Source organism: Pseudomonas sp. B21128 (assembly GCF_044218865.1).
GTDB lineage: Bacteria > Pseudomonadota > Gammaproteobacteria > Pseudomonadales > Pseudomonadaceae > Aquipseudomonas > Aquipseudomonas iridis.
Genome location: NZ_CP162590.1, coordinates 4,764,247 through 4,789,931 on the forward strand (window position 1 = coordinate 4,764,247; position 25,685 = coordinate 4,789,931).

Sequence of the window (25,685 nt, forward strand, 5' to 3'; positions counted from 1 at the left end):
TAGGCGCTACCGAAGGCTGCGATCTCTTGATTTTGATTCTAAAAAACCACGTCAAAAGATCGCAGCCTGCGACAGCGCCTACACGAGACATGCGTTCACTTTACCGGGCCGTACTGTTTTGATAATCGACTAGAATCTGAAAAAAATTATGCAGGAAACTAATCAATGCTTCGTGAAAACGCCAGTGACCTGCTCGCCTTCCTAGCGGTGGCGCGCGAGCGCAGTTTTACCAAAGCCGCGGCTAAGCTCGGCGTCTCGCAATCGGCGCTCAGCCATACCATTCGCGCACTGGAAGCACGCCTCGGACTGCGGCTGCTGACCCGCACCACCCGCAGCGTCTCCCCCACCGAGGCCGGCGAACATCTGCTGCAAACCGTCGGCCCGCGCTTCGAGGAGATCGAGCAGGAACTCGCCGCCCTGAGCAACCTGCGTGAAACCCCGGCCGGCAAGATCCGCATCAGTGCCACCGACCATTCGCTGGACTGGCTGCTGCGCCCGGTGCTCAAGACATTCCTGCCGCAATACCCGGACATCGCCGTGGAGGTCTGCTGCGACTACGGTTTCGTCGATATCGCAGGCCAGGGTTTCGATGCCGGCGTGCGGTTGGGTGAAGACGTTGCCCAAGGCATGATCGCCACCCGCATCGGCCCGGACATGCGCATGGCCGTCGTCGGTTCGCCGGCCTACTTTGCCACTCGTTCAGCGCCAGACACCCCACGCGATCTGACCGGGCACGCCTGCAACAATCTGCGCCTGCCCACCAACGGCGGGCTGTACACCTGGGAATTCGAAAAGGACGGCGAAAGCCTGAACGTGCGGGTGTCCGGGCAAATCACCTTGAACGGCGTCTATCCATTGCTCGATGCCGCACTGGACGGTTTCGGCTTGAGCTACATCCCGGAAAACCTCGTCGCGCCTTTGCTGGCGGAGGGACGCCTGGTGCAGGTACTGGCAGACTGGTGCCCGACGTTTGCCGGTTATCACCTCTACTACCCGAGCCGGCGTCAGGCGGCACCGGCATTTGCGCTGTTACTGGAGGCGTTGCGATTTCGCGGTGAAAACTAACTCACCAACGCAATCAACTGATGACGCTGCGCATCGGTGAGCGTCGGCCCGAACCCGGCCTTGACGTTATCCGCCATGTAACGCGGATTACCGGTGCCGGGAATCACGCAAGTGACCGCTGGGTGCGCCAGCAAAAACTTCAGCGCCAACTGCGGCCAACTGCTCACTTGCACATCCGACACCCACGCGGGCAGCGGCTTGCCCCTGAGCCTTCCCAACAACTCTCCGCCACCAAACGGCCGGTTGCAAATCACCGCCACACCGCGCTCGCGACACAGCGGCAGGATGCGTTTTTCCACGCCACGATCATCGAGGGCATAGTTGATTTGCAGGAAGTCCAGTTGCTCGGCTTTCAGCACTGCTTCGACTTCCTCATAAGCGGACGACGTGTAATGAGTGATGCCGATGTAGCGAATGCGTCCCTGCTCCTTCCATTCGCGCAGGGTTGGCAGGTGGGTTTGCCAGTCGAGCAGATTGTGAATCTGCATCAGGTCGATACGCTCGGTACGCAACAAACTGAATGACTGCTCCATCTGCGCGATGCCTTCCTTACGTCCCCTCGTCCACACCTTGGTCGCCAAAAATGCTGGCGAGCGCGGTTCGTGGATCGACAGCAGTTCGCCGGTCGTTTCTTCGGCGCGGCCATACATGGGCGAGCTGTCGACCACCGTGCCACCCTTGGCGAACAGTTCGTCGAGGACCGCCGGCAGTTGCCGATAGGCTGGATCGCCCGGCGCGACGTCGAAGCCGCGATAGGTGCCTAGGCCCACCACGGGCAGAGACTCGGAGCTTGATGGGATGGCGCGGGTCTGCATGGCTTGGCCTCCGGAAGCGGCGGACGACGTGGCAGTGGCCAACGCCCGATCAAAGGTGAACACCGCCGAAACGCCGGCAGCGAGGGTGAGCAATCGGCGACGGGAGTAACCCTCAGTGTGGCTCATGCTGGTTCCCCTGCTGCGTGTATCTGTTGCACGTCGTGTGCGCAGGCTGCCGCATGCATCCGCTGGACTACACTGCGACAGCAAACCTTCATACCCCGTTAAAAGTAGCCGAATGTCCCGAACCCTGATGTCACTCGTCGCATTGATCGTCGCCGCATACCTGGTGCTGTGCGCGGCGCTGTTCGTTTTTCAGCGCTCGCTGATCTATTTCCCGCAGCCCGGCGCGGTCGATTCGCTGGAGTCGCGACTGAAACTGTCGATGCCGGACGCGGATATCTGGGTCACCACCCGCGAACGCGTCGGCCCGCGTGCGTTGATCTATTTCGGCGGCAATGCCGAGGACGTGTCGCGCAATTTGCCGGCATTCACCGAAGCTTTTCCCGAGTACGCGTTGTACCTGCTCAATTACCGAGGCTTCGCCGGCAGCGGGGGTTCGCCGTCCGAAGAGGCGATCGCCGAAGATGCCTTGGCCCTGTTCGATCAGGTGTATGCCAGCCATGCGCAGATCGCCGTGGTTGGACGCAGCCTGGGTTCGGGTGTCGCCGTTCGCCTGGCCAGTCAACGCCCGGTGCAGCAGCTGATTTTGGTCACACCCTACAACAGCCTCGAAGAAATCGCCGCGCGGCAATATCCGTGGGTGCCGGTGAAGTGGCTGCTCAAGGATCGCTTCGAGTCAGGCAAATACGCCGCGCACATCCGCGTGCCGACGTTGCTGCTGGCGGCGAGTGATGATGAGGTCATTCCCCGCGTCAGCACCGAGCGATTGCTGGGCAGTTTCCCCACAGGTGTTGCGCTGCTCAAGGTTGTGCCGGATTCGGGGCACAACTCGATTTCCGATCGGGGGGAATATTTGCAGTGGGTGGGGGATGTGTTGAATCGGTGAGGGTGGTTTATCAGGAAGCTGTCAGGCCCAGCTTCAACAACTCTTTTCGCAGAATTGAAGGCTTTAAAACTGCAATTCCAACCTGCCAATCGAGTGACAACAGGTTATTCAGCTTTTGTTGGGTGAGAGTGGATTCGGCCAGAAGACAGCTTTTTCGGTCGCGAATACCGATGACATTCAGCAACCAGTCATCGCCCTGCCCTGCCATCCAGCGGCTGAACGTCGGACGGTGTTTGTGCAGTAAGGCGTCGGCATCCCATACCGTCATTTGCGCGAAGACCTGAGGCAAATTGCTTTCGGGCCTCATGCGTTTCAAGTCAGCGGCCAACGCACCTGTAAGGTTTGCCTCAATGTTGGCTTGGCATTCAAGGAAATATTGTTCCGGCCAGTCTGGACTCAGTTTCGCCAGAGGAGCGAGTTCAGCATACGCCTCAATGTCGGCCTCCGTGGTCATCTGCCCGGTGAAATTGAGCGTGTTATCCAGAATCGCCGTGGCCAATAATGCGGCGCTTTGCTCGCTGATCTGCGGCAACAGTCCAGCCGTCTGCCAGCGCTGGAAAACCTGAGTAGCGGCAGCGCCTATCGGGCGTATGTCAGCGGCTGATCCAAGTTTGTGCGACCAGTGAGCCTCGTAACCTGGATGATGATCAATGACTTCCACTACCTGATCTAGCACTACGACCGGGTCAAAATGGTGATAGTCCGAGACGTCGACCAACACGAATTCGTCGCTCGGTTTCGGGACATAGTCATGCAGCCCGGCGCCCCAACCGAGCACGGTTTTCGACACGCTGGCGTTGGGTTGCGCGCTACTGACGGCGCGTGCCGGAGAACCTTGCACGTTGAGCAGCTCTGCGTAGGCAATGCAGCAGGCGTATGCGTCGATATCGAGATAGGCCGCGCCGGAGGTGATGATTTTCATGGGCGGCAAACATCGCACGGCGTCATGACATTTAAGTGACAGCAAAAGATCACAGCGTGCGGCCGCTCTACAGCGTTAAAAACAAATCCCGTGTAGGAGTTGCCGCAGACTGCGATCTTTTGGTCTTCAAGCCGCGCGTTGTCCCCCCGCCACCATCGCCGAAGCCGCCAACATCGCCCGCAACAACACCGCACACCCCGCCGCCAGATCATCCGGTGCGGCGTTTTCGATTTCGTTGTGGCTGATGCCCCCTTCGCACGGCACGAAGATCATCCCGGCAGGCCCCAGTTCAGCGAGGAAAATCGCGTCGTGGCCGGCACCGCTGACGATGTCCATGTTCGACAAGCCCAGACCCTTGGCGGCAGCGCGCACAGCGTCGACGCAGCCCTTTTCGAAGTACAGCGGCGGGAAGTCGGCTGTCGGAGTCAGTTCATAGGTCAGGCCGTGTTCTTCGCAGGTGGCCTCGATGACCTGCTTCACTTCGGCGATCATCGAGTCCAGGCGCGCCGGTTCCAAATGGCGGAAGTCCAGCGTCATGCGCACCTCACCGGGAATGACGTTGCGCGACCCCGGATAGGCTTGCAGGCAACCGACGGTGCCGCAGGCATGGGGTTGGTGGCCGAGGGCGGCGCGGTTGACGGCGCCGACGATGATCGAGGCGCCGACCAGCGCGTCCTTGCGCAGGTGCATCGGGGTTGGCCCGGCATGGGCTTCGACGCCGCGCAGCTTGAGGTCGAACCACTTCTGCCCCAGCGCGCCGAGCACCACGCCGATGGTTTTATGTTCGTCTTCCAGAATCGGGCCTTGTTCGATGTGCGCCTCGAAATAGGCGCCGACCTTGTGCCCGCTGACTTTGCGCGGCCCTGCATAGCCGATTGAATTCAGTGCTTGGCCGACGGTGACGCCATCGGCATCGACTTTGGCGAGGGTTTCTTCGAGGGTGAATTTTTCCGCGAACACGCCAGAACCCATCATGCACGGCGCGAAACGCGAGCCTTCTTCGTTGGTCCAGACCACCACTTCCAGCGGCGCTTCGGTTTCCACGCCGAGGTCGTTAAGGGTGCGCAACACTTCGACCCCGGCGAGTACACCGAAGCAGCCGTCGAACTTGCCGCCGGTGGGTTGCGTGTCGATATGGCTGCCGGTCATCACCGGTGGCAGGCTCGGATTGCTCCCGGCGCGGCGGGCGAAGATGTTGCCGACCTCATCGACCGTGACGCTGCACCCGGCGTCCTTGCACCACTGCACAAACAGGTCGCGGGCCTGGCGGTCGAGGTCGGTCAGGGCCAGGCGACAGACACCGCCCTTGACCGTGGCGCCGAGCTTGGCCAGTTCCATCAGCGACGCCCACAAGCGGTCGCGGTTGATGTGCTGATGGGTCGATTGCAGAACGTCTACAGCTGCGTTCATGGGGATCTCCTCAGGCTGCTTTTCTTATGGATATGGCTGTGGCGTTTGTGAGGCTGCCATCGCTGGCAAGCCAGCTCCCACAGGTATTTGAGTGAACACATATTTTGTGTACGACTTGATCTCTGTGGGAGCTGGATTGCCAGCGATGGGGCCCTGCCTCACACCGCTGATTTCACGACTGAAGGCTGCGCACGCATCACGCACAACCCGTAATAAATGATTCCTCCCAACGCCGAGCCAGTGAACCAGCCGTAGCTGTAAAACCAGCTGAACGCATCACTGCCCAGCGACAGCAAGGTCAGCACCACCGGCACACCAAACGCGACGAACCCGGCCCAGTTCCACGCTGGGTAAACGTCGTCGCGGTACAACCCGGCCAGGTCCAGTTGTTGTTTCTTGATCAGGAAATAATCCACCACCATGATCCCGGCGATCGGCCCGAGCAGGCTTGAATAGCCCAGCAGCCAGTTGGAATACACGGTTTCGAGGCTGACGTCGGAGACGATCAGACCGAGTTTTTTCAGCAGCTCATGGGCCATCAACACCAGCCCCACCAGACCAGTCAGCAACACGGCTTTGGTGCGGTTGATGACCTTCGGCGCGATGTTCTGAAAGTCGTTGGTTGGCGAGACGATGTTGGCAGCGGTGTTGGTCGACAACGTGGCGATGATGATCAACGCCATCGCCACCGCGACCCATACCGGGCTCTGGATGTGGCCGATCAGGGTGACCGGGTCGGAGACGGTCACGCCGACCAGTTTCACTGACGCGGCCGTCATGATCACGCCGAGGGAGGCGAACAGGAACATGGTCAGCGGCAGGCCAATGATCTGCCCGACAATCTGATCCTTCTGGCTCTTGGCGTAACGGCTGAAGTCGGGAATGTTCAGCGACAGCGTGGCCCAGAAACCGACCATCGCCGTCAGCCCGGCGGCGAAGTAACTGACCACGCTCGCCCCCTCAGGGCGCTTGGGCGGGATCGCCAGCAGTTCGGTCATCGACACATTGGGCATCGCCCACACCAGCAGGCCGATACCGACCGCGACCAGCAGCGGCGCAGACAAGGTTTCCAGCCACTTGATCGACTCGGCACCGCGGATCACCACCCACAGATTGAGTGCCCAGAACACCATGAAACCAATCACTTCGCCGGTGCCGCCGAGGGATTTCCAACCCTCGAACACCGAGCCGAGAAACAGGTGAATGGCCAGTCCGCCAAACATCGTCTGAATGCCGAACCAGCCGCACGCCACCAGCGCCCGGATCAGGCACGGCACGTTGGAACCGAGAATGCCGAACGATGAGCGCAACAATACCGGAAACGGAATGCCGTACTTGGTGCCGGGAAAAGCATTCAGCGTCAGCGGAATCAGGACGATGACGTTGGCAAACAGAATCGCCAACAACGCTTCACCGACGCTCAGGCCGAAATACGCCGTGAGCACGCCGCCCAGGGTGTAAGTCGGCACGCAGATCGCCATGCCCACCCACAATGCGGTGATGTGCCATTTGTTCCAGGTGCGTTCGCGCACCTTGGTCGGTGCCATGTCGTGGTTGTAACGGGGACTGTCGAGGACGTCGCTGCCGGCTTCGAGCTCAAACAAGCCGTCGCGCTCGGTCACTTGCGATCTGATCTGTTGCATGGCCGCTCCACTGTTCTTCTGATTATTTTTTTGCTCATCAGGCGGCTGGCGCATGGGGCGCGAGCCGGACGATGGCCGGAGGAACTGACAACTTTCATGCACCGGCCATGGTGTCAGCGGCGGCATCAATAAACGTGCCGGGTGTTCCGCTCAGCGCTCGGGCCGTGCATTAAACGCTGTGCAACTTTCTGATATTGCTCGGTTTTAATTATTCACCGGGGGAGCCTTCGGAAACTTGTCTGGGCGCTCAGGCTAAACGCTTGGCAAGTTGTCCGAACAGACAGGACTCAAACTGGTGCACTGCACTTTTTTTGTTTGTGAGCGATCAACCGCAGCTCAACTTCAAGCGGCTGATTTCACATAGGAAATCTTGACCATATTTCCATCCTGTCAAGTGCGTCAAAATGGTGAGCAGGCTCACCATTTTGGTGATTTATAGTTTTTATCGTTATTTTTCAGTCACTTAAATCAGGCATAAGCTTATAAAAAATAATCTTGATCTATTGCAAAACTGAGACTAGTTTCTATTCCTGACAGCGCTGACAGGAATACGCCCTTCACCGCTGTACATCAATAAAACATTTAGAACCGGCACAAGTCGGTCATGCCTGCGAGGAACTCGGAATGTCTCTGTTGATCCGTGGCGCCACCGTTGTTACCCATGATGAAAGTTATCGCGCCGACGTCTATTGCGCTGACGGCGTGATTAAAGCCATCGGTGAAAACCTTGATGTTCCCGCCAGCGCCGAAGTGCTCGACGGCAGCGGTCAATACCTGATGCCCGGCGGCATCGATCCACACACTCATATGCAACTCCCGTTCATGGGCACCGTGGCCAGCGAAGACTTCTTCAGCGGCACCGCGGCGGGTCTGGCCGGCGGCACCACGTCGATCATCGATTTCGTGATTCCCAATCCGCAACAGTCGTTGATGGAGGCGTTTCATCAGTGGCGTGGCTGGGCGGAAAAATCGGCGTCGGACTACGGCTTCCATGTCGCGATCACCTGGTGGAGCGAGCAGGTACGCGAGGAAATGGCCGAACTGGTCAGCCATCACGGGATCAACAGCTTCAAGCATTTCATGGCCTATAAAAACGCGATCATGGCCGCCGACGACACGCTGGTGGCGAGTTTCGAGCGCTGTCTGGAACTCGGCGCGGTGCCGACCGTGCACGCGGAAAACGGCGAGCTGGTCTATCACCTGCAACGCAAATTGATGGCCCAGGGCATCACCGGGCCGGAAGCACATCCACTGTCTCGTCCTTCGCAGGTTGAAGGTGAAGCGGCGAGTCGGGCCATTCGCATCGCTGAAACCATTGGCACGCCGTTGTACCTGGTGCACGTTTCGACCAAGGAAGCCCTCGACGAAATCACCTATGCGCGCAGCAAGGGCCAACCGGTTTACGGCGAGGTTCTGGCCGGCCATCTATTGCTGGATGACAGCGTCTACCAACATCCGGACTGGCAGACCGCCGCCGGTTACGTGATGAGTCCGCCGTTTCGTCCACGCGGCCATCAGGAAGCGCTGTGGCATGGCCTGCAAAACGGCAATCTGCACACCACCGCCACCGACCACTGCTGTTTCTGCGCCGAGCAAAAAGCCGCCGGGCGCGACGACTTCAGCAAGATCCCCAACGGCACTGCCGGCATCGAAGACCGCATGGCGCTGTTATGGGATGAAGGGGTCAATACCGGGCGTTTTTCGATGCAGGATTTTGTCGCGCTGACCTCCACCAACACCGCGAAGATCTTCAATCTCTACCCACGCAAAGGCGCGATTCGCGTCGGCGCCGATGCCGATCTGGTGCTGTGGGATCCGCAAGGCACGCGCACCATTTCCGCCAAGACCCACCATCAGCAAGTGGACTTCAACATCTTCGAAGGCAAGACCGTGCGCGGTGTGCCGAGCCATACCGTCAGCCAAGGCCGGGTGGTCTGGGCCGATGGCGACTTGCGCGCCGAACGGGGTGCCGGACGGTACATCGAACGGCCGGCGTATCCGGCGGTGTTTGATTTGCTGAGCAAGCGGGCTGAGCAACATAAGCCGACAGCTGTGAAACGCTGAAAGCGGCCTTCGGCCTATCGCTGGCAAGCCAGCTCCCACAGGGATCCAGGGTGCTCACATAACCGTGTGGGAGCTGGCTCGCCAGCGATGAAGCCATCCCGAACGCCACAAAAACCACTGCCCATCAGAGGCAGAGCACCTCAATAACCGTGAGGCAAAAAACCGTGATCGAGACCCTGAACCATCTCCCCCACCCGCACGAAAGCGCGGCCGCCCTCGCCGGTCACTTCACTGATCTGGCGCCGCCGCTCAATGCTCGGCAAGCCCATCTGGAAGCGTCGCGTTGTCTGTATTGCTACGACGCGCCGTGCGTCAATGCGTGCCCGAGCGAGATCGATATTCCCTCGTTCATCCGCAACATTCATCAGGACAACGTGCCCGGTGCCGCGCAGAAAATCCTTTCGGCGAACATCCTCGGCGGCAGTTGCGCGCGGGTCTGTCCGACCGAAATCCTCTGCCAGCAAGCCTGCGTGCGCAACAACGCCCAGGAATGCGCACCGGTGCTGATCGGCCTGTTGCAACGTTACGCCGTGGACAACGCGCACTTCACTGAACACCCGTTCCAGCGCGCCGCTGCGACCGGCAAGCGCATCGCGGTGGTGGGCGCCGGACCTGCGGGTTTGTCCTGCGCCCATCGCAGCGCCATGCACGGTCACGATGTGGTGATTTTCGAGGCGCGGGAAAAGGCTGGCGGGCTGAATGAATACGGTATCGCCAAGTACAAACTGGTCGACGATTACGCGCAGAAGGAACTGGATTTCCTCCTGCAAATCGGCGGCATTGAAATCCGCCATGGGCAAAAACTCGGCGAAAACCTGACCCTCAGCGAATTGCATCAACAGTTCGACGCGGTGTTCCTCGGCCTCGGCCTCAACGCCAGCAAACAACTTGGCCTGGCCCACGAGGACGCCCCCGGCCTGCTCGCCGCCACCGACTACATCCGCGAACTGCGTCAGGCCGACGACCTGACGCAACTGCCGCTGGCCGAGCGCTGCATCGTCCTTGGCGCCGGCAATACCGCGATCGACATGGCGGTGCAAATGGCTCGCCTCGGTGCCCGCGATGTGAATCTGGTGTATCGCCGTGGCGCGGCGGACATGGGCGCCACCGGTCATGAACAAGACATCGCCAAAGCCAATCAGGTGCGCCTGCTGACCTGGGCACAACCGGAAGAGGTGTTGCTCGATGATCAGGGCCGCGTGCGCGGCATGCGTTTCGCCCGCACGGATCTGGTCGACGGGCGTCTGCAAACCACCGGGGAAACCTTCGACCTGGCGGCCGATGCGATCTTCAAAGCCATCGGTCAATCCTTCGACGGCAGCGCCCTTGCCGACCCGATGGCCCGTGAACTCAAGCGTCAGGGCGAACGGATTCAGGTCGATGAAAACCTGCGCACCAGCATTCCCGGCGTGTATGCCGGTGGCGACTGCACCAGCCTCGATCAGGACCTGACGGTGCAAGCGGTGCAGCACGGCAAGCTCGCCGCCGAGGCGATCAATGCTCAACTGATGCTTAACGTGGAGGCTGCGTAAATGGCCAATCTCTCGATAGTCTTCGCCGGCATCAAAGCCCCTAACCCATTCTGGCTGGCCTCCGCGCCGCCGACCGACAAAGCCTACAACGTGGTCCGCGCCTTCGAGGCGGGCTGGGGCGGCGTGGTCTGGAAAACCCTCGGTGAGGACCCGGCGGCGGTCAACGTGTCGTCGCGTTACTCGGCGCACTACGGCAACAACCGCGAAGTGCTGGGCATCAACAACATTGAATTGATCACCGACCGTTCGCTGGAGATCAACCTGCGTGAAATCACTCAGGTGAAAAAGGATTGGCCGGACCGCGCGCTGATTGTGTCGCTGATGGTGCCGTGCGTTGAGGAATCGTGGAAATACATTCTGCCGCTGGTGGAAGCCACCGGGGCCGATGGTATCGAGCTCAACTTCGGCTGCCCCCACGGCATGCCGGAGCGCGGCATGGGTGCGGCGGTCGGTCAGGTGCCCGAGTACGTCGAACAAGTGACGCGCTGGTGCAAGACTTACTGCTCGCTGCCGGTGATCGTGAAGCTGACGCCAAATATCACCGACATCCGCGTCGCCGCCCGCGCAGCGCATCGCGGTGGTGCGGACGCGGTGTCACTGATCAACACCATCAACTCGATCACCAGCGTCGATCTGGAACACATGGTCGCCCTGCCCACCGTCGGCAGCAAAAGCACCCACGGCGGTTACTGCGGCTCGGCGGTGAAACCGATTGCGCTGAACATGGTGGCGGAAATTGCCCGCGATCCACTGACCGAGGGCCTGCCGATCTGCGGCATCGGCGGCATCGGCAGTTGGCGTGATGCGGCGGAATTCATGGCGCTGGGCAGCGGTGCGGTGCAGGTGTGCACGGCGGCGATGCTGCATGGTTTTCGGATTGTCGAGGAGATGAAGGATGGGCTGTCGCGATGGATGGACAGTCAGGGCTACGCCAGCATCGCCGAGTTTTCCGGGCGTGCGGTGGGCAACACCACGGACTGGAAGTACCTGGACATCAACTATCAGGTGATTGCGAAGATCGATCAGGAGGCGTGCATTGGTTGCGGGCGTTGCCACATTGCTTGCGAGGACACTTCACATCAGGCGATCAGCAGTGTCCGCGAGGCCGATGGCACGCATAAATATGAAGTGATCGATGATGAGTGCGTGGGCTGCAATCTGTGCCAGATCACCTGCCCGGTAGCGGACTGCATCGAGATGGTGCCGATGGAGACGGGCAAGCCGTTTCTGGACTGGAATCATGACCCGAGGAACCCGTATCACGTCGCGGTTTAGGTTGCGTGCTGATCAAACGGTCCCCTCACCCTAACCCTCTCCCCGAGGGAGAGGGGACTGATTGGGGGATGCTTCAAAGCTCCGCCGGCCTGAAAGTGCCGTAGCGAATCCATAAACGCCTCGGTCTTTCAGGTCGACGAAGCTCGCCAGACACCGCGGTCGGCCCCCTCTCCCTCCGGGAGAGGGCTGGGGTGAGGGTCAGCTTTTGATTCAGGGCTCCAACCCGATCCCGCGCAAAATCACACTCGTCACCGTCTGCACCGCCCGCTCGAACTGCATGTCCGACAGTGGCTGGTGATCGTTCAGGATATTCACCTGATGATCAAAGTCGGCGTAATGCTGGGTCGACGCCCAGATCATGTACAGCAGGCTCGACGGCTCCACCGGCAGGATGCGTTTGTCCTCGACCCACTGGCGGATCTTCGCTTCTTTCATCTTCGCCCAGTCATACAGGCTGACATCCAGCGCCTCACCCAGCGTCGGCGCGCCATGAATAATCTCATTGGCCCAGACTTTCGAGCCATACGGCCGGCTGCGCGAGTGGTTCATCTTGGCGCGGATATAGCTGCTGAGCACCACCCGCGGGTCATCGAACATTTCAAAGCACAACGCGTCCTGCTTCCACACTTCCAGCAGGTCGAACAGCACCGCGCTGTACAACTCACTCTTGGTGCTGAAGTAGTAATGCAGATTGGAACGCGGCAGTTGCACCTCCGCGGCGATGTCGGCCATGGCGGTGCTGCCGAAGCCTTTTTCGGCGAAGACCTTTTCCGCGCCGAGGAGGATTTTTTCGACGTTACTGCGGCGAATCTCGATCTTGTGATTGCCCATGTGGGCTCCCTGACAACAACGTTTTCGAAGACTGTTGGTCAATGCGGCTGGGTATCCCCCGCCGCCGTATCAATACTGACCACCACCGACATCCCCGGTCGCAATCGTTCTTCTTCCTGCTGATCGGGATCAATGGTGATGCGCACCGGCACTCGCTGGGCGATTTTGACGAAGTTGCCTGTCGCATTATCCGCCTGCAACAAGGCAAATTCAGAACCGGTACCCGGGGAAATATGCTGCACATGCCCGGTGAATTTGCGGTGGTTCAACCCGTCGACGGTGAAGTGCACCGGTTGCCCGACCCGCACGTTGTTCATCTGGGTTTCCTTCATGTTGGCGATCACCCATTTCTGGTTCGGCACCAACGCCATCAATTGCGCCCCGGAGTTGACGTAAGCGCCGAGACGCACGCCGATCTGCCCGAGCTGGCCGTCGCGCGGGGCGACGATGCGCGTGTTCGACAGGTCGATCCGCGCCAGTTGCACGGCGGCGTCGGCACTGGCGACAGCGGCCTCGAGTGAGCCGCGATTGACGATCACCGTTTGCAGGTCCTGACGGGCGATTTCCAGATTGGCCTTGGCCTGGGCGACGGCGGCGATACTTTGCGCGTCGGCCGCCAGTGCCACGTCCATTTCACGTTTGGACACCGAGCCGTCTCTCACCAGTTCCTTGTTACGGCGCAGATCGGCGGCACTTTTGCGTAACTGCGCTTCGCTGTCGGCGACCACTGCTTGACGCAACTTGATCGTCGCTTCGGCGCTGTTGCGTTGTTGCACCACGTTGGCCAGGGCGGCTTTCTGCACGGCCAGTTGCGCCAGCGATTGATCGAGGCGTTGCTGATAGATGCGGTCATCCAGACGCACGAGCAAATCGCCGGCTTTCACATACTGGAAATCCTGCACCGGCACTTCATAAACGTAGCCGGCGAGCTGTGGGCCGATGATCGTCACCTGCCCACGCACCAGGGCGTTTTCGGTGGTTTCGACGGCACTGCTGAACGGCGGCAACTGCCAGGCATACAGCACGATCAATACGCCGACGACGGCAATCGCGGCAAAGCCTAACGACGAGATAATCCGCACCCGCAGCGAACGCGGTTCGGTGTTCGGCGATGACGGCGGCGCCACACCCTCGGGCGTGGCAGCAATGGCATTGGTGGTGGTAGTGGTCGGTTCGGTCATGAAGAAATGGCACCGCTGTCAGGTACGGAAGGCTTATCGGGAGGAGCGGCGACGGCTTTGGTAGTGCTCATCAGCCACAGCGCACGAATGGTTAACCAGATCATGGTCAGCACCGCGATCACCGCGATAAGCATGAACACGTCGTTATAGGCCAGCACATTGGCTTCCCTCGTCGCGGCATTGGCCAAGCTGCGAATCCCGGCCAGATTGCGCAAGTTCGGGTCGGCCAGCAACGAGCCGTAGGCTGAACCGCCACTCTGCACCCGCGCGGCCACTAACGGATCAGACAGCGTCAGGTGCTCGACGATCTGGCTGGAATGAAATTTCTCGCGAACGATCTGAAACGTCCCGAGCAACGCCGCACCAATCAAGCCGCCGAGGTTATTGCAGATCCCGAACAACACGGAAAAGCTCACCAGATTGCGCGGATTGGTCAGCACGTTGCGCGTGCCTAGAACCATGGTCGGGCCGAGGAAAAACGTACTGCCGAACGCCAGCAAAAACTGGCTGAAATACAAGTTTTCCGGGCGGGTCAGATTGTTGGAAAAACTGTCCATCACGGAGCCCGTCGCCATCAATGCGAGCGAGATGATCAACGGCATCAACAGATGCTTCGGGTCGATGGTCAGCGCACTGGTCAGCAGGCCGGCGACGCTGCCGATCATCATCACCACGTACAGGCTGTACAACTGCTGGCTGCTCATGTTGAGGTATTGCATGAAGCCGACGGCACCGGTGGATTGCTCGGAGGTGACCATGCGAATCAGGATCACCGCCAGCGCCAGACGAATCATCACCCCGCTGCCGAGCCAACGCGTCATCAACATCGGGTTGCTGCGGTTGTGTTCGATGGCCAGGCCCGTGAGTATCAACGCGATAGAACCGGCCAGGGCGACGCCGAGCCAGTCGGCTTCCAGCCACCAGTCGATGCGCCCCAGCGACAGCACCGCGCAGAGCAACGCCACACCGCTGGCCAGAATCGCGAAGGTGAGAAAGTCGAGTTTTTCGAAGGTCTTGAAACGGTCTCCGGGCGGCAGCTTGAGCAGCAAGACACAACCCAGCGACAGCAGGGCCATGCCCAATTCGAACAGGTACAGCCCGCGCCATTCGGCAATCTGCAACAAATCCTCGGAAAACAATCGCGCCAGCGGCAAAGCCAACTGCGAGCTGCCGAGGCCGAGCACCAGCGCTTTCATCCGCCATTTCGCCGGAAATGCCTGAACCATGTAATACAGACCCAGGGAGCTCAACGCGGCGCCGACCATACCGTGCGCCGCACGCACCGCCACTGCCGAGTTCAAATCGTTGACGAATAAATGGCCGAAGGTCACCAGCGCATACAGCACCAAAAACACCTCGGTGAACGCACGCAAACCGAACTGCTGACGAAACTTCACCAGCAGCAGGTTCATCGACACGTTGGTCATCACATACGCCGCCGGCAGCCACGCCATCTCCGCCGTGGTCGCACCGAGCGCGCCCTGCAGGTAAATCAGATTGGCGACCACCAGTGAATTGCCCAAACCGCCGGTCAACGCCACCAGCAAACCCACCAACGCATAGGCCAGTCGCTTGGGATTGGAGTGCAGTGGCGTCGAGGGGGAACCGGGCAGACTGGGCTTCTCGTGAGGCTGCCAGTTGCGCGGGGCGTATTGATCCATTGAAAAGCCTTGTGCGGGAGATGAACGAAGTTTGCCGCAAAACCGCAGACAGCACATTCCATGGACAACAAAAAAACCCTGTGGGAGCTGGCTTGCCAGCGATGAGGCCGGCAGATCCAGCATCTTTGTGTACTGACACACCGCTATCGCTGGCAAGCCAGCTCCCACAGAGTTCTATGTTGAATGGGCGATTTTTACCTGGAACGAGTCATCGTATAACTTCCTGTTGACTTTCCAGTGAAACCTAGGAAATATCCGCCCTCATGTTGTACGACGACGTATAACAATAATAAAAACAACAATGATCCAGGGAGCGTCACAGTGAGCACAATCGCCCGCAATTCCGTCCGCCCTTCCCGCTTTAGCGTCACTTGTCCTCGTGCCACCCTTAGCCTGATCGGCTGCAGCAGCCTCGCCCTCGCCTTGCCCATGAGCGCCTGCGCCGAAGGCTTTCTCGAAGACAGCAAAGCCACGCTGAACCTGCGCAACGCCTACTTCAACCGCAACTTCACCAACCCGAACAATGCGCAGGGCAAGGCTGAAGAGTGGACGCAGAGTTTCATCCTCGATGCCAGGTCCGGCTTCACCCAAGGCACCGTGGGTTTCGGCATAGACATGCTCGGGCTGTACTCGCAAAAGCTCGACGGTGGCAAAGGTACTGGCGGCACACAGCTGCTGCCGATCCACGATGACGGGCGCCCGGCGGACAATTTCGGTCGCCTCGGTGTGGCGTTGAAAGCCAAGGTGTCGAAGACCGAATTGAAGGTCGGCGAATGGATGCCGGTACTGCCGATCCTGCGTTCCGACGATGGCCGCTCCCTGCCGCAGACCTTTCGCGGTGGCCAGATCACGTCCACCGAGATCAACGGCTTGAGCCTGTACGGCGGCCAGTTCCGCGGCAACAGCCCGCGCAACGACGCGAGCATGGAAGACATGTCGATGAACGGCCGAGGCGCGTTCACGTCCGACCGCTTCAACTTCGGCGGGGGTGAATACGCCTTCAACGACAAGCGCACCCAGGTCGGCGTCTGGTACGCCGAACTCACCGACATCTACCAACAGCAATACTTCAACCTCAGCCACAGCCAGCCCATCGGCGACTGGACGCTGGGCGCCAACCTCGGTTTCTTCACCGGCAAAGAGGACGGCAGCGCGCAGGCCGGCGATCTCGACAACAAAACCGCATTCGCCCTGCTTTCGGCCAAATACGGCGGCAACACCTTCTACGTCGGCCTGCAGAAACTCGGCGGCGACGATGCGTGGATGCGCGTCAACGGCACCAGCGGCGGCACCCTGGCCAACGACAGTTACAACGCCAGTTATGACAACGCCAAGGAGCGCTCCTGGCAGGTTCGCCATGACTACAATTTCGTCGCCCTCGGCGTTCCCGGTCTGACCATGATGAACCGCTACATCAGCGGCGATAACGTCCACACCGCCACCTCCAGCGATGGCAAGGAATGGGGCCGCGAGTCGGAACTGGCCTACACCGTACAGAGCGGGCCGCTGAAAAACCTCAATGTGAAATGGCGCAACGCGACAATTCGCCGAGACTTCAGCACCAACGAGTTTGATGAGAACCGGCTCTTTATCAGCTATCCGATATCGTTGTTGTAAGGCATCCGCCCTTCCTCTGTGGGAGCAAGCCTGGTCGCGATGGCGTCATGTCAGTCACTGCAAATATTGCCTAAGCCGCCCCCATCGCTGGCAAGCCAGCTTCCACAGTGTTGGTGGTGAATACAGGAATCATATTTGCGTTTGATACCTGTGGGAGCTGGCTTGCCAGCGATGAGGGCAGCAGATTCAACATTGATGTGGATAGACACTGCGCCATCGCGAGCAGGCTCACTCCTATAGAGATCGCATTGTCAGGCAACAACCGGGTAATCAGCCCTTCCGTCATTTACAACAAAAGTCGCGTTGACAAGATCCGGAAACCCTACCGATACTTCAGCGCAGTCATACGACAACCTACAACAAACCTAATAACAACGAGTTCAGGGATTGCCATGACGTCCACTTCTACCCCATGCGCCCCATTCAATCGCCTGCTGCTGACCGGTGCCGCTGGCGGCCTGGGCAAAGTATTGCGCGAACGTCTGCGGCCTTACGCCAATGTACTGCGTTTGTCTGACATCGCTGCGCTCGCCCCGGCTGTGGATGACCGCGAAGAAGTCGTGCTGTGTGATCTTGCCGACAAAAACGCTGTGCACCAACTGGTCGAAGGCGTCGACGCGATCCTGCATTTCGGCGGTGTGTCCGTTGAACGACCGTTCGAAGAGATTCTCGGTGCCAACATCTGCGGCGTCTTCCACATCTATGAAGCCGCGCGCCGGCATGGCGTAAAACGGGTGATCTTCGCCAGTTCCAACCACGTCATCGGCTTCTACAAACAGGACGAACCGCTCGACGCCAGCTCCGCCCGCCGCCCCGATGGTTACTACGGCTTGTCCAAGTCCTATGGCGAAGACATGGCCAGTTTCTACTTCGATCGCTACGGCATCGAGACCGTGAGCATTCGCATCGGCTCTTCTTTCCCGGAACCACAGAATCGCCGAATGATGCACACCTGGTTGAGCTTCGACGACCTCACCCAATTGCTCGAACGCGCGCTGTACACATCGAATGTTGGCCACACCGTGGTGTATGGCATGTCCGACAACAAGGACGTCTGGTGGGACAACCGCCTGGCCAGCCACCTCGGCTTCGAAGCCAAGGACAGCTCTGAAGTATTCCGCGAAAAAGTCGAGGCCCAACCGATGCCGGCCGCCGATGACCCGGCGCGCATTTATCAGGGCGGCGCCTTCGTTGCGGCCGGCCCGTTTGGTGACTGACCTGTCCACTTGATCCCCCTCCAATAAGAACCAAGGGAATGAGTATGCAAGCCGAATTGATCGTCGACGCCCGCAATGCGGTCGGTGAAAGCCCGGTCTGGGTGCCGCAGGAAAACGCCCTCTATTGGGTGGATATTCCCAACGGCGGCCTGCAACGCTGGAGCGCCGACACCGGGCATGTTCACGCCTGGAAAGCCCCGCAAATGCTCGCCTGCATCGCCCCTCACAGCCGTGGTGGCTGGATCGCGGGCATGGAAACCGGTTTCTTCCGGCTGTACCCGAACGCGGACGGCAGCCTCGACAGCGAATTGCTCGCCACGGTCGAACACAGCCGCGAAGACATGCGCCTCAACGATGGTCGTTGCGACCGCCAGGGCCGTTTCTGGGCGGGCAGCATGGTGCTGAACATGGGCCTGAACGCGCCCGGAGGCCGGCTCTATCGCTACGGCGCCGCCGAGTCTGGTGTGATCGACGCGCAACTCGACGGTTTCATCGTGCCCAACGGGCTAGGCTTCAGCCCCGATGGCAAAACCATGTACTTGTCCGACTCGCATCCCAACGTACAACTGATCTGGGCGTTCGATTACGACACTGCCAGCGGCACACCGTCGAATCGGCGCGTCTTCGTCGACATGAATCAACACTGCGGCCGCCCCGATGGCGCGGCGGTCGATGCCGACGGTTGCTACTGGATCTGCGCCAACGACGCAGGCCTCATCCACCGCTTCACCCCCGATGGACGCCTTGATTACTCGCTGCCGGTGCCGGTGAAAAAACCGACCATGTGTGCCTTTGGTGGCGCCCGAATGGACACCCTGTTTGTTGCCTCGATTCGCCCCGGCGATGACCAAGACCCGCAGTCTCTGGCCGGCGGCGTGTTCGCCCTCAACCCCGGCGTCAAAGGCCTGCCGGAGCCGCTTTTCAACGATTTGCTTTAACCCGCCTCTGCTGCACCGCTGTGCCTTGAACACAAAAATAACAAGACTGGAGACACCCCCATGGACTTCAAACGCACCTTGCTCGCCGTTGCACTCCCGCTGGCCTTCACCCTCAGCAGCGCCGCTCACGCGCTGGAGATCAAAATCGCCGACATCCACCCCGCCGGTTATCCAACGGTAGTCGCTGAAAAAAGCATGGGCGAAGCCCTGACCAAGGAAACCAATGGCGACCTGACCTTCAAGTATTTCCCGGGCGGTGTGCTCGGCTCGGAGAAAGAGGTCATCGAACAGGCGCAGGTCGGCGCGATCCAGATGACCCGTGTCAGTCTCGGCATCGTCGGTCCGGTGGTACCGGATGTGAACGTGTTCAACATGCCGTTCATCTTCCGCGATCAGGCGCATATGCGCGCCGTCATTGACGGCGAAGTCGGCGATGCGATTCTCGACAAGATCACCAACTCCGAATTCGGTCTGGTCGCCCTGGCCTGGATGGACGGTGGCACGCGCAACATCTACACCAAAAAACCGGTGCGCAAACTCGAAGACCTCAAGGGCATGAAGATTCGCGTGCAAGGCAATCCGATGTTCATCGACACCATCAACGCGATGGGCGGCAACGGCATCGCGATGGACACTGGCGAGATTTTCAGTGCCCTGCAAACCGGCGTGATCGACGGCGCGGAAAACAACCCGCCGACCCTGCTCGAACACAACCATTTCCAGAACGCCAAGTACTACAGCCTGACCGGTCACCTGATTCTGCCTGAGCCCATCGTGATGTCGAAAATCACCTGGGAAAAACTGACTCCCGATCAACAAGTCCTGGTCAAAAAAGCAGCCAAAGCCGCGCAGGCCGAGGAACGCACGTTGTGGGACGCCAAGTCCACCAGCAGTGAAGAGAAACTCAAGGCTGCCGGCGTGGAGTTCATCACCGTCGACAAAAAACCCTTCTACGAGGCCACCGCCTCGGTTCGCGAGAAGTACGGCGCGCCTTACGCCGACCTGATCAAGCGCATCGAAGCCGTTCAGTAACTCTCTGTCCTCAATGAAAGGCCCGGCAGCGCTGACCTCGTTTGGTGTCAGCGCCTGCCCGGTTACGGTGGAACCCGATGAAGAATCTGCTGCTGAGCATCAACGACCGGATCTACATGGCCTGCATCTGGGTCGCCGGTCTGTCGGTGCTGACCATTTCCCTGATCATCCCCTGGGGCGTGTTCGCCCGTTACATCCTTGGCACCGGCTCGAGCTGGCCGGAGCCCACCGCGATCCTGCTGATGATGGTCTTCACCTTCATTGGTGCCGCTGCCAGTTATCGCGCCGGTGCACACATGGCGGTGGCCATGGTCACCGATCGCCTGAACCCGAACATGCGCAGAACCATGAGCATCGTTTCCCAGGTGTTGATGGGCATCATCTGCCTGTTCATGACCATCTGGGGCACCAAGCTGTGCCTGTCGACCTGGAACCAGTTCATGAGCGCCATGCCTACCCTGCGCGTGGGCATCACTTACATGCCGATCCCGGTTGGCGGCGCGCTGACATTGATTTTCGTCGTGGAAAAACTGTTGCTGGGTGACCAGAGCAATCGCCGCGTGGTGCGGTTCGATCTGGTTGAAGAAAACGAAGGGGCTGCCTGATGGACGCATTGATTCTGCTGGGCAGTTTTATCGCACTGATCCTGATCGGCATGCCGGTCGCCTATGCCCTCGGGTTGTCGGCGCTGATCGGCGCGTGGTGGATCGACATTCCGTTTCAGGCCCTGATGATTCAGGTCGCGGGCGGGGTGAACAAATTCTCGCTGCTGGCGATTCCGTTCTTTGTGCTGGCCGGGGCGATCATGGCCGAGGGCGGCATGTCCCGGCGCTTGGTGGCGTTTGCCGGTGTACTCGTCGGGTTCGTGCGTGGTGGCCTGTCGCTGGTCAACATCGTGGCGTCGACGTTTTTCGGCGCCATTTCCGGTTCGTCGGTAGCCGACACCGCTTCCGTGGGCTCGGTGCTGATCCCGGAAATGGAGCGCAAAGGTTACCCGCGTGATTTCTCCACGGCGGTGACCGTCAGCGGTTCCGTGCAAGCGCTGTTGACCCCGCCGAGCCACAACTCGGTGCTCTACTCGCTGGCCGCCGGCGGTACCGTGTCCATCGCATCGCTGTTCATGGCCGGCGTGGTTCCCGGGCTGTTGATGAGCGCGTGCCTGATGGTGCTCTGCCTGATTTTCGCGCGTAAACGCGACTATCCCAAAGGCGAAGTCATCCCGATGCGCCAGGCCCTGAAAATCTGCGGCGAAGCGCTGTGGGGCCTGATGGCGATGGTGATCATCCTCGGCGGCATCCTGTCAGGAATTTTCACTGCCACCGAATCGGCTGCCATCGCAGTGTTGTGGTCGTTCTTCGTGACCATGTTCATCTACCGCGACTACAAGTGGAGTGAACTGCCCAAGCTGATGCATCGCACCGTGCGGACGATTTCGATCGTGATGATCCTGATCGGTTTCGCCGCGAGCTTCGGCTACATCATGACCCTGATGCAGATTCCGGCGAAGATCACCACGCTGTTCCTGACCCTGTCGGACAACCGCTACGTGATCCTGATGTGCATCAACGTCATGCTGCTGTTGCTCGGCACGGTGATGGACATGGCGCCGCTGATCCTGATCCTCACGCCCATCCTGATGCCGGTGATTCTCGGCATTGGCGTCGACCCGGTGCAGTTCGGCATGATCATGCTGGTCAACCTGGGGATCGGATTGATAACACCGCCGGTGGGCGCCGTGCTGTTTGTCGGCTCGGCGGTGGGCAAGGTCAGCATCGAGAGCACCGTGAAAGCGCTGCTGCCGTTCTATGCCGTGCTGTTCATGGTGTTGATGCTGGTGACGTACGTACCGGCTATTTCGCTGTGGCTGCCGCATCTGGTGTTGTAACGCAGTACTTGTGGCGAGGGATTTGCGCCCTCGCCACAGGGTTTGCTCAAGCCCGCAACAACATATACCCCGCCACCACCAGACACACACTCGCAAACCCCACCTGCAACGCACGTGCCGGCACCTTAGCGCAGAGCTTGCGCCCGATGATCATGCCGACCACGCTGGCGACAATGAACGCCGCACCCAGGCTGTCGATCCGCACGCCGGCATGAAGCGCGCCGATCACGCCTATCACCGAAATAAGGCTGATCACCATCAATGACGTGGCAACGATGCCGCGCATCTGCACGTCGGTCAGCTGCTTGAACGCCGGCACGATCAAGAAGCCCCCACCCACACCCAACAATCCTGACACCACGCCCGTCACCGCGCCCAATGCCGCCAGGGTTGCAGTGCATTTGGCCGTCCAGTCGAAGCGTCCGGTCTCTTCATCGAGCATGCAATTCTTCTGGCCCCAACTGGCGTGGCCATGATCACTCGGCCCCGCCTGCTGACGCTCGCGCCGCAGCATGCGCCAGGCCACCATGACCATCAGCAGGCTGAACAGAACCATCAGGATCTTCTCCGGCAACTGATGCGCGAAGTAGATCCCCAGCGGCGAAAACACCGCGCCGAGTGCGGCAATCAATAGCGCCGCGCGGTAACGCACCAGACCATGACGCAAGCCATCGATAGCGCCGACCGCCGCCGCACTGCCGACGGCAAACAACGCCACCGGCGCCGCTTGCGTCATCGTCCAGCCGAGCCCGAGCACCAGCGCCGGTACCGCTAGAATTCCGCCGCCGGCCCCGGTCAACCCGAGGACCAACCCCATCACCACGCCAAACAGACTTGCCAGCAACATAGGGTTTTCTCAATCGACCTTGGACAGGCTGGTCAGCCATTCGCGACCTTTGAGCATGCCGTTCCAGTAGAACCACGGCAGCAGCGTTGCCTTCAACCACCATGCCGACCGACGTGGTACGGTCGGGTCCAGGGCAAAGGTCGGCAGCAATTTACCGGCATAACCGAACTCGGCGAGGATCACCTTGCCCTTCTCCACCGTCAGCGGGCAGGAACCGTAGCCGTCGTATTTCAACGGCAGCGGTTGTTGCTTGCGCAGGGCCAGCAGGTTTTGTGCGACCACCACAACTTGCTTGCGCACCGCCGCGGCGGTTTTCGCGTTGCTGGTGCCACAGATATCACCCAGTGCAAACACCTCGGGATAACGCGGATGCTGCAGGCTGTGCGGATTGACTTCGCACCAGCCAGCGGCGTCGGCCAATGTGCTTTGCGCAATGAACTCCGGCGAAACCTGCGGCGGCACGACGTGCAACAGATCGAAGGTTTTTGCTTCGCGGGTGACGTTGCCGTTGGCGTCCTTGATCTCGAACCACGCGGTTTTCGCCGGGCCGTCGACCTTGACCAGATTCGCGTTGAACGCCAGTTGCGCGTTGTACTTCTCGATGTATTTCATCAGCGGCGGCACGAACGTGGCCACGCCGAACAACGCAGCGCCCGCCAGATTGAATTCGACATTGATGTTGTTCAGCACGCCGTTCCTGCGCCAGTGATCACAGGACAGGTACAAGGCTTTTTGCGGCGCACCAGCGCATTTGATCGGCATTGCCGGCTGAGTGAACAGCGCCTTGCCGCCGCGCAGTTTCTGCACCTGATCCCAGGTGTACTGCGCGTGCTGATAACTGTAATTGGAGGTGACACCGTGCTGGCCGAGGCTGTCTTGCAAGCCTTCGATTTTCTCCCAGGCCAGACGCAGGCCGGGGCAGACGATCAGGTTTTGATAGCCGACACTGCGTTGATCGCTGAGGGTGAGTTGGCGATTGTCCGCGTCGATCTGGGTGACCGCCGCTTGAATCCAGGTGGCCTGGCGCGGGATGACTTTGCTCATCGGTCGAACGGTGTCTTTCACGTCATAAGCGCCGCCACCGACCAGCGTCCACGCCGGTTGGTAGTAATGCTGGGAGCTCGGTTCGATGACGGTGATGTTCAAGTGCGGATCGCGCTTGAGCAGGCTGGCGACGAAGGCGACACCGGCAGTGCCGCCGCCGATGACCACGATGTCTGCACTGATGGATGGGCCACAGTGTTGAACGTTCATTGCTTGTTCCTTATCGCTGCACGCAAGGGTTACCCGTCATACACAAAACCTGTGGGAGCTGGCTTGCCAGCGATGGGGACTGGTCAGCCGCTATTGATGGCGACTGACACTCCGCCATCGCTGGCAAGCCAGCTCCCACAGGGGATTTGGTGTGTGGGCGGCTATTTATTGATGACCCAGGCTCTTGAGCACAGCGCCACAGTAGAGGCCGGACAATGTTTTCATCACCTGAATCACTTCAGGACTGGCCAGCCCGTAGAAGATGTATTTGCCCTCACGACGGGTGCCGACCAATCCCTCATCGCGCAGAATGCCCAGTTGCTGGGACAGTGTCGGTTGACGCACGCCGGTCATCTTTTCCAGTTCGCCGACATTGCGTTCGCCCTGGGTCAGTTGACAGAGGATCAACAGGCGATCTTCATTGGCCATGGCCTTGAGCAGCGAACAAGCCTTGGAGGCCGAGGCGCGCAATTGGGCGACTTCACATTCGGTCAGACTGGATTGCATTTGCATGATGCCTTCAACGTCACTTAAGCTGCGAACATTATGTTTTTACATAAAGTGTTGCAACTGACTTTTCCCTCCTGCACAGGTTCATGTCCATGCCCGCGTTGATTGAAGCCTTTCTTGACCCCGCCTCCTCGACCTACAGCTACGTGGTCTACGAGGCCGACGGCGGACAATGCGCAATCGTCGACCCGGTGCTCGACTACGATGGCGCCGCCGGCCGCACCTGCACCGCTCAAGCCGACAAGATCATCGCTTTCGTGCGGGCGCACAGCCTGCAAGTGCAATGGCTACTGGAAACCCACGCCCACGCCGATCACCTGTCCGCCGCGCCCTATCTGCGCCGGGAACTGGGGGGCAAGATCGCGATTGGCGAGTCGATCAGCAAAGTGCAGAACGTGTTCAAGGCGTTGTTCAATCTCGAGCCAGAATTCTGTGTCGATGGCTCGCAGTTCGATCACCTGTTCGCGCCGAACGAATCATTCACCATCGGCAACCTCAAAGCCACGGCGCTGCATGTGCCGGGGCATACACCGGCGGACATGGCTTACCTGATCGACGGCGAGCAGATTCTGGTCGGTGACACGCTGTTCATGCCGGATGTGGGCACTGCGCGCTGTGACTTCCCCGGCGGCAATGCCCATCAACTGTTCAACTCGATTCACAAACTGCTGGCCTTCCCTGCCAGCGTGAAACTCTACGTGTGCCACGACTACCCGCCAGAGGGCCGCGAGGCCCACTGCCAGACCACCGTCGGCGAGCAGCGTAAAAGCAACATTCATGTGCATGACGGCATTGATGAAGCGGCATTCGTCGAGATGCGTACCCAGCGTGATGCCGGGCTGGGCATGCCGACGCTGTTGCTGCCGGCGATTCAGGTGAATGTGCGGGCGGGGAATTTTCCGGCGGCGGAAGACAATGGCGTGGTTTATCTGAAGATTCCGATCAACAAGCTTTAACGTCAAAAGGTCGTCCGATCT

Annotated in this window: 22 protein-coding genes; 12 read left to right on the top strand and 10 right to left on the bottom strand. The window is 59.8% G+C overall.

Annotated features, from left to right (window positions below; translation table 11 throughout):
• Positions 1-165 precede the first annotated feature (165 nt).
• On the top strand, positions 166-1,065 hold the full coding sequence (locus AB4P91_RS21355) for a LysR family transcriptional regulator (RefSeq protein WP_042558738.1): 900 nt from the start codon (positions 166-168) through the stop codon (positions 1,063-1,065).
• Here the strand turns inward: AB4P91_RS21355 and AB4P91_RS21360 are convergent.
• Positions 1,062-2,006: an aldo/keto reductase gene (locus AB4P91_RS21360; protein WP_191624509.1), complete on the bottom strand. Its 945-nt coding sequence runs from the start codon at positions 2,004-2,006 to the stop codon at positions 1,062-1,064. The genes AB4P91_RS21355 and AB4P91_RS21360 overlap by 4 nt on opposite strands.
• A 112-nt stretch (positions 2,007-2,118) precedes the next feature.
• On the opposite strand from AB4P91_RS21360, the gene AB4P91_RS21365 reads away from it, so the two are divergent.
• Complete coding sequence (locus tag AB4P91_RS21365; protein WP_395603618.1) at positions 2,119-2,889, top strand: alpha/beta hydrolase; 771 nt, start codon at positions 2,119-2,121, stop codon at positions 2,887-2,889.
• A gap of 10 nt (positions 2,890-2,899) precedes the next feature.
• Here AB4P91_RS21365 and AB4P91_RS21370 read toward each other — a convergent pair whose 3' ends face one another.
• The 3 genes from AB4P91_RS21370 to AB4P91_RS21380 all read right to left on the bottom strand — a co-directional run bounded on the left by AB4P91_RS21370 (position 2,900) and on the right by AB4P91_RS21380 (position 6,864).
• Positions 2,900-3,811 (bottom strand): bifunctional oligoribonuclease/PAP phosphatase NrnA, encoded by a 912-nt coding sequence (locus AB4P91_RS21370; RefSeq protein ID WP_395603619.1) that lies wholly within the window; start codon positions 3,809-3,811, stop codon positions 2,900-2,902.
• Between the two features lie 126 nt (positions 3,812-3,937).
• Positions 3,938-5,221: a Zn-dependent hydrolase gene (locus AB4P91_RS21375; protein ID WP_395603620.1), complete on the bottom strand. Its 1,284-nt coding sequence runs from the start codon at positions 5,219-5,221 to the stop codon at positions 3,938-3,940.
• Between the two features lie 158 nt (positions 5,222-5,379).
• Positions 5,380-6,864, bottom strand: coding sequence for an NCS1 family nucleobase:cation symporter-1 (locus AB4P91_RS21380; RefSeq protein ID WP_395603621.1), 1,485 nt, complete (start codon positions 6,862-6,864; stop codon positions 5,380-5,382).
• Positions 6,865-7,488: 624 nt separating this feature from the next.
• On the opposite strand from AB4P91_RS21380, the gene hydA reads away from it, so the two are divergent.
• From hydA to preA, 3 genes are all read left to right on the top strand, one after another.
• On the top strand, positions 7,489-8,928 hold the full coding sequence (hydA, locus tag AB4P91_RS21385; protein WP_042559665.1) for a dihydropyrimidinase: 1,440 nt from the start codon (positions 7,489-7,491) through the stop codon (positions 8,926-8,928).
• A gap of 164 nt (positions 8,929-9,092) precedes the next feature.
• Positions 9,093-10,460 carry an NAD(P)-dependent oxidoreductase gene (locus tag AB4P91_RS21390; protein WP_395603622.1) on the top strand — a complete coding sequence of 456 codons (1,368 nt, stop codon included), beginning with the start codon at positions 9,093-9,095 and terminating at the stop codon, positions 10,458-10,460.
• Positions 10,461-11,735: an NAD-dependent dihydropyrimidine dehydrogenase subunit PreA gene (gene preA, locus AB4P91_RS21395; RefSeq protein WP_395603623.1), complete on the top strand. Its 1,275-nt coding sequence runs from the start codon at positions 10,461-10,463 to the stop codon at positions 11,733-11,735.
• A gap of 210 nt (positions 11,736-11,945) precedes the next feature.
• Here the strand turns inward: preA and AB4P91_RS21400 are convergent, their stop codons facing one another.
• From AB4P91_RS21400 to AB4P91_RS21410, 3 genes are read right to left on the bottom strand one after another with little or no spacing between them, the layout of a single operon-like run.
• A complete protein-coding gene (locus AB4P91_RS21400; RefSeq protein ID WP_042559668.1) occupies positions 11,946-12,566 on the bottom strand; it encodes a TetR/AcrR family transcriptional regulator in 621 nt (206 codons plus the stop codon).
• Positions 12,567-12,604: 38 nt separating this feature from the next.
• Complete coding sequence (locus AB4P91_RS21405) at positions 12,605-13,747, bottom strand: HlyD family secretion protein (RefSeq protein WP_150688663.1); 1,143 nt, start codon at positions 13,745-13,747, stop codon at positions 12,605-12,607.
• Entirely contained in the window at positions 13,744-15,408 is a 1,665-nt protein-coding gene (locus AB4P91_RS21410) for an MFS transporter (RefSeq protein WP_210701918.1), read from the bottom strand. Before AB4P91_RS21410 ends, AB4P91_RS21405 begins: the two co-directional genes overlap by 4 nt.
• Positions 15,409-15,729: 321 nt before the next feature.
• On the opposite strand from AB4P91_RS21410, the gene AB4P91_RS21415 reads away from it, so the two are divergent.
• The 6 genes from AB4P91_RS21415 to AB4P91_RS21440 all read left to right on the top strand — a co-directional run bounded on the left by AB4P91_RS21415 (position 15,730) and on the right by AB4P91_RS21440 (position 22,097).
• Complete coding sequence (locus tag AB4P91_RS21415) at positions 15,730-17,025, top strand: OprD family porin (protein ID WP_395603624.1); 1,296 nt, start codon at positions 15,730-15,732, stop codon at positions 17,023-17,025.
• A gap of 392 nt (positions 17,026-17,417) precedes the next feature.
• On the top strand, positions 17,418-18,242 hold the full coding sequence (locus tag AB4P91_RS21420) for an NAD-dependent epimerase/dehydratase family protein (protein ID WP_395603625.1): 825 nt from the start codon (positions 17,418-17,420) through the stop codon (positions 18,240-18,242).
• A 44-nt stretch (positions 18,243-18,286) separates the two neighbouring features.
• Positions 18,287-19,180 (top strand): SMP-30/gluconolactonase/LRE family protein, encoded by an 894-nt coding sequence (locus AB4P91_RS21425; protein WP_395604990.1) that lies wholly within the window; start codon positions 18,287-18,289, stop codon positions 19,178-19,180.
• Between the two features lie 60 nt (positions 19,181-19,240).
• On the top strand, positions 19,241-20,212 hold the full coding sequence (locus AB4P91_RS21430; protein WP_150595501.1) for a TRAP transporter substrate-binding protein: 972 nt from the start codon (positions 19,241-19,243) through the stop codon (positions 20,210-20,212).
• Positions 20,213-20,289: 77 nt separating this feature from the next.
• A complete protein-coding gene (locus AB4P91_RS21435; RefSeq protein ID WP_042559676.1) occupies positions 20,290-20,817 on the top strand; it encodes a TRAP transporter small permease in 528 nt (175 codons plus the stop codon).
• Complete coding sequence (locus AB4P91_RS21440; protein ID WP_150604594.1) at positions 20,817-22,097, top strand: TRAP transporter large permease; 1,281 nt, start codon at positions 20,817-20,819, stop codon at positions 22,095-22,097. The genes AB4P91_RS21435 and AB4P91_RS21440 overlap by 1 nt, the downstream gene beginning before the upstream one ends.
• Before the next feature lie 46 nt (positions 22,098-22,143).
• Here the strand turns inward: AB4P91_RS21440 and AB4P91_RS21445 are convergent, their stop codons facing one another.
• The 3 genes from AB4P91_RS21445 to AB4P91_RS21455 form a co-directional block, all read right to left on the bottom strand.
• Positions 22,144-22,944 (bottom strand): sulfite exporter TauE/SafE family protein, encoded by an 801-nt coding sequence (locus tag AB4P91_RS21445; protein ID WP_150688666.1) that lies wholly within the window; start codon positions 22,942-22,944, stop codon positions 22,144-22,146.
• 9 nt (positions 22,945-22,953) lie between these two features.
• Complete coding sequence (locus AB4P91_RS21450) at positions 22,954-24,198, bottom strand: FAD-dependent oxidoreductase (protein WP_395603626.1); 1,245 nt, start codon at positions 24,196-24,198, stop codon at positions 22,954-22,956.
• A 165-nt stretch (positions 24,199-24,363) separates the two neighbouring features.
• A complete protein-coding gene (locus AB4P91_RS21455; RefSeq protein ID WP_150595589.1) occupies positions 24,364-24,705 on the bottom strand; it encodes a helix-turn-helix transcriptional regulator in 342 nt (113 codons plus the stop codon).
• A 95-nt stretch (positions 24,706-24,800) separates the two neighbouring features.
• Here AB4P91_RS21455 and AB4P91_RS21460 point away from each other — a divergent pair, with 95 nt between their 5' ends.
• Positions 24,801-25,664 (top strand): MBL fold metallo-hydrolase, encoded by an 864-nt coding sequence (locus AB4P91_RS21460; RefSeq protein WP_150596671.1) that lies wholly within the window; start codon positions 24,801-24,803, stop codon positions 25,662-25,664.
• The last annotated feature ends 21 nt before the right edge of the window (positions 25,665-25,685 follow it).

What these genes read in the sequence shown, in the direction of transcription:
- AB4P91_RS21355 (WP_042558738.1), top strand. Translation starts at nt 166, where the DNA reads ATGCTTCGTGAAAACGCCAGTGACCTGCTCGCCTTCCTAGCGGTGGCG.
- AB4P91_RS21360 (WP_191624509.1), bottom strand. Translation starts at nt 2,006, where the DNA reads ATGAGCCACACTGAGGGTTACTCCCGTCGCCGATTGCTCACCCTCGCT.
- AB4P91_RS21365 (WP_395603618.1), top strand. Translation starts at nt 2,119, where the DNA reads ATGTCCCGAACCCTGATGTCACTCGTCGCATTGATCGTCGCCGCATAC.
- AB4P91_RS21370 (WP_395603619.1), bottom strand. Translation starts at nt 3,811, where the DNA reads ATGAAAATCATCACCTCCGGCGCGGCCTATCTCGATATCGACGCATAC.
- AB4P91_RS21375 (WP_395603620.1), bottom strand. Translation starts at nt 5,221, where the DNA reads ATGAACGCAGCTGTAGACGTTCTGCAATCGACCCATCAGCACATCAAC.
- AB4P91_RS21380 (WP_395603621.1), bottom strand. Translation starts at nt 6,864, where the DNA reads ATGCAACAGATCAGATCGCAAGTGACCGAGCGCGACGGCTTGTTTGAG.
- hydA (WP_042559665.1), top strand. Translation starts at nt 7,489, where the DNA reads ATGTCTCTGTTGATCCGTGGCGCCACCGTTGTTACCCATGATGAAAGT.
- preA (WP_395603623.1), top strand. Translation starts at nt 10,461, where the DNA reads ATGGCCAATCTCTCGATAGTCTTCGCCGGCATCAAAGCCCCTAACCCA.
- AB4P91_RS21400 (WP_042559668.1), bottom strand. Translation starts at nt 12,566, where the DNA reads ATGGGCAATCACAAGATCGAGATTCGCCGCAGTAACGTCGAAAAAATC.
- AB4P91_RS21405 (WP_150688663.1), bottom strand. Translation starts at nt 13,747, where the DNA reads ATGACCGAACCGACCACTACCACCACCAATGCCATTGCTGCCACGCCC.
- AB4P91_RS21410 (WP_210701918.1), bottom strand. Translation starts at nt 15,408, where the DNA reads ATGGATCAATACGCCCCGCGCAACTGGCAGCCTCACGAGAAGCCCAGT.
- AB4P91_RS21420 (WP_395603625.1), top strand. Translation starts at nt 17,418, where the DNA reads ATGACGTCCACTTCTACCCCATGCGCCCCATTCAATCGCCTGCTGCTG.
- AB4P91_RS21425 (WP_395604990.1), top strand. Translation starts at nt 18,287, where the DNA reads ATGCAAGCCGAATTGATCGTCGACGCCCGCAATGCGGTCGGTGAAAGC.
- AB4P91_RS21430 (WP_150595501.1), top strand. Translation starts at nt 19,241, where the DNA reads ATGGACTTCAAACGCACCTTGCTCGCCGTTGCACTCCCGCTGGCCTTC.
- AB4P91_RS21435 (WP_042559676.1), top strand. Translation starts at nt 20,290, where the DNA reads ATGAAGAATCTGCTGCTGAGCATCAACGACCGGATCTACATGGCCTGC.
- AB4P91_RS21440 (WP_150604594.1), top strand. Translation starts at nt 20,817, where the DNA reads ATGGACGCATTGATTCTGCTGGGCAGTTTTATCGCACTGATCCTGATC.
- AB4P91_RS21445 (WP_150688666.1), bottom strand. Translation starts at nt 22,944, where the DNA reads ATGTTGCTGGCAAGTCTGTTTGGCGTGGTGATGGGGTTGGTCCTCGGG.
- AB4P91_RS21450 (WP_395603626.1), bottom strand. Translation starts at nt 24,198, where the DNA reads ATGAACGTTCAACACTGTGGCCCATCCATCAGTGCAGACATCGTGGTC.
- AB4P91_RS21455 (WP_150595589.1), bottom strand. Translation starts at nt 24,705, where the DNA reads ATGCAATCCAGTCTGACCGAATGTGAAGTCGCCCAATTGCGCGCCTCG.
- AB4P91_RS21460 (WP_150596671.1), top strand. Translation starts at nt 24,801, where the DNA reads ATGCCCGCGTTGATTGAAGCCTTTCTTGACCCCGCCTCCTCGACCTAC.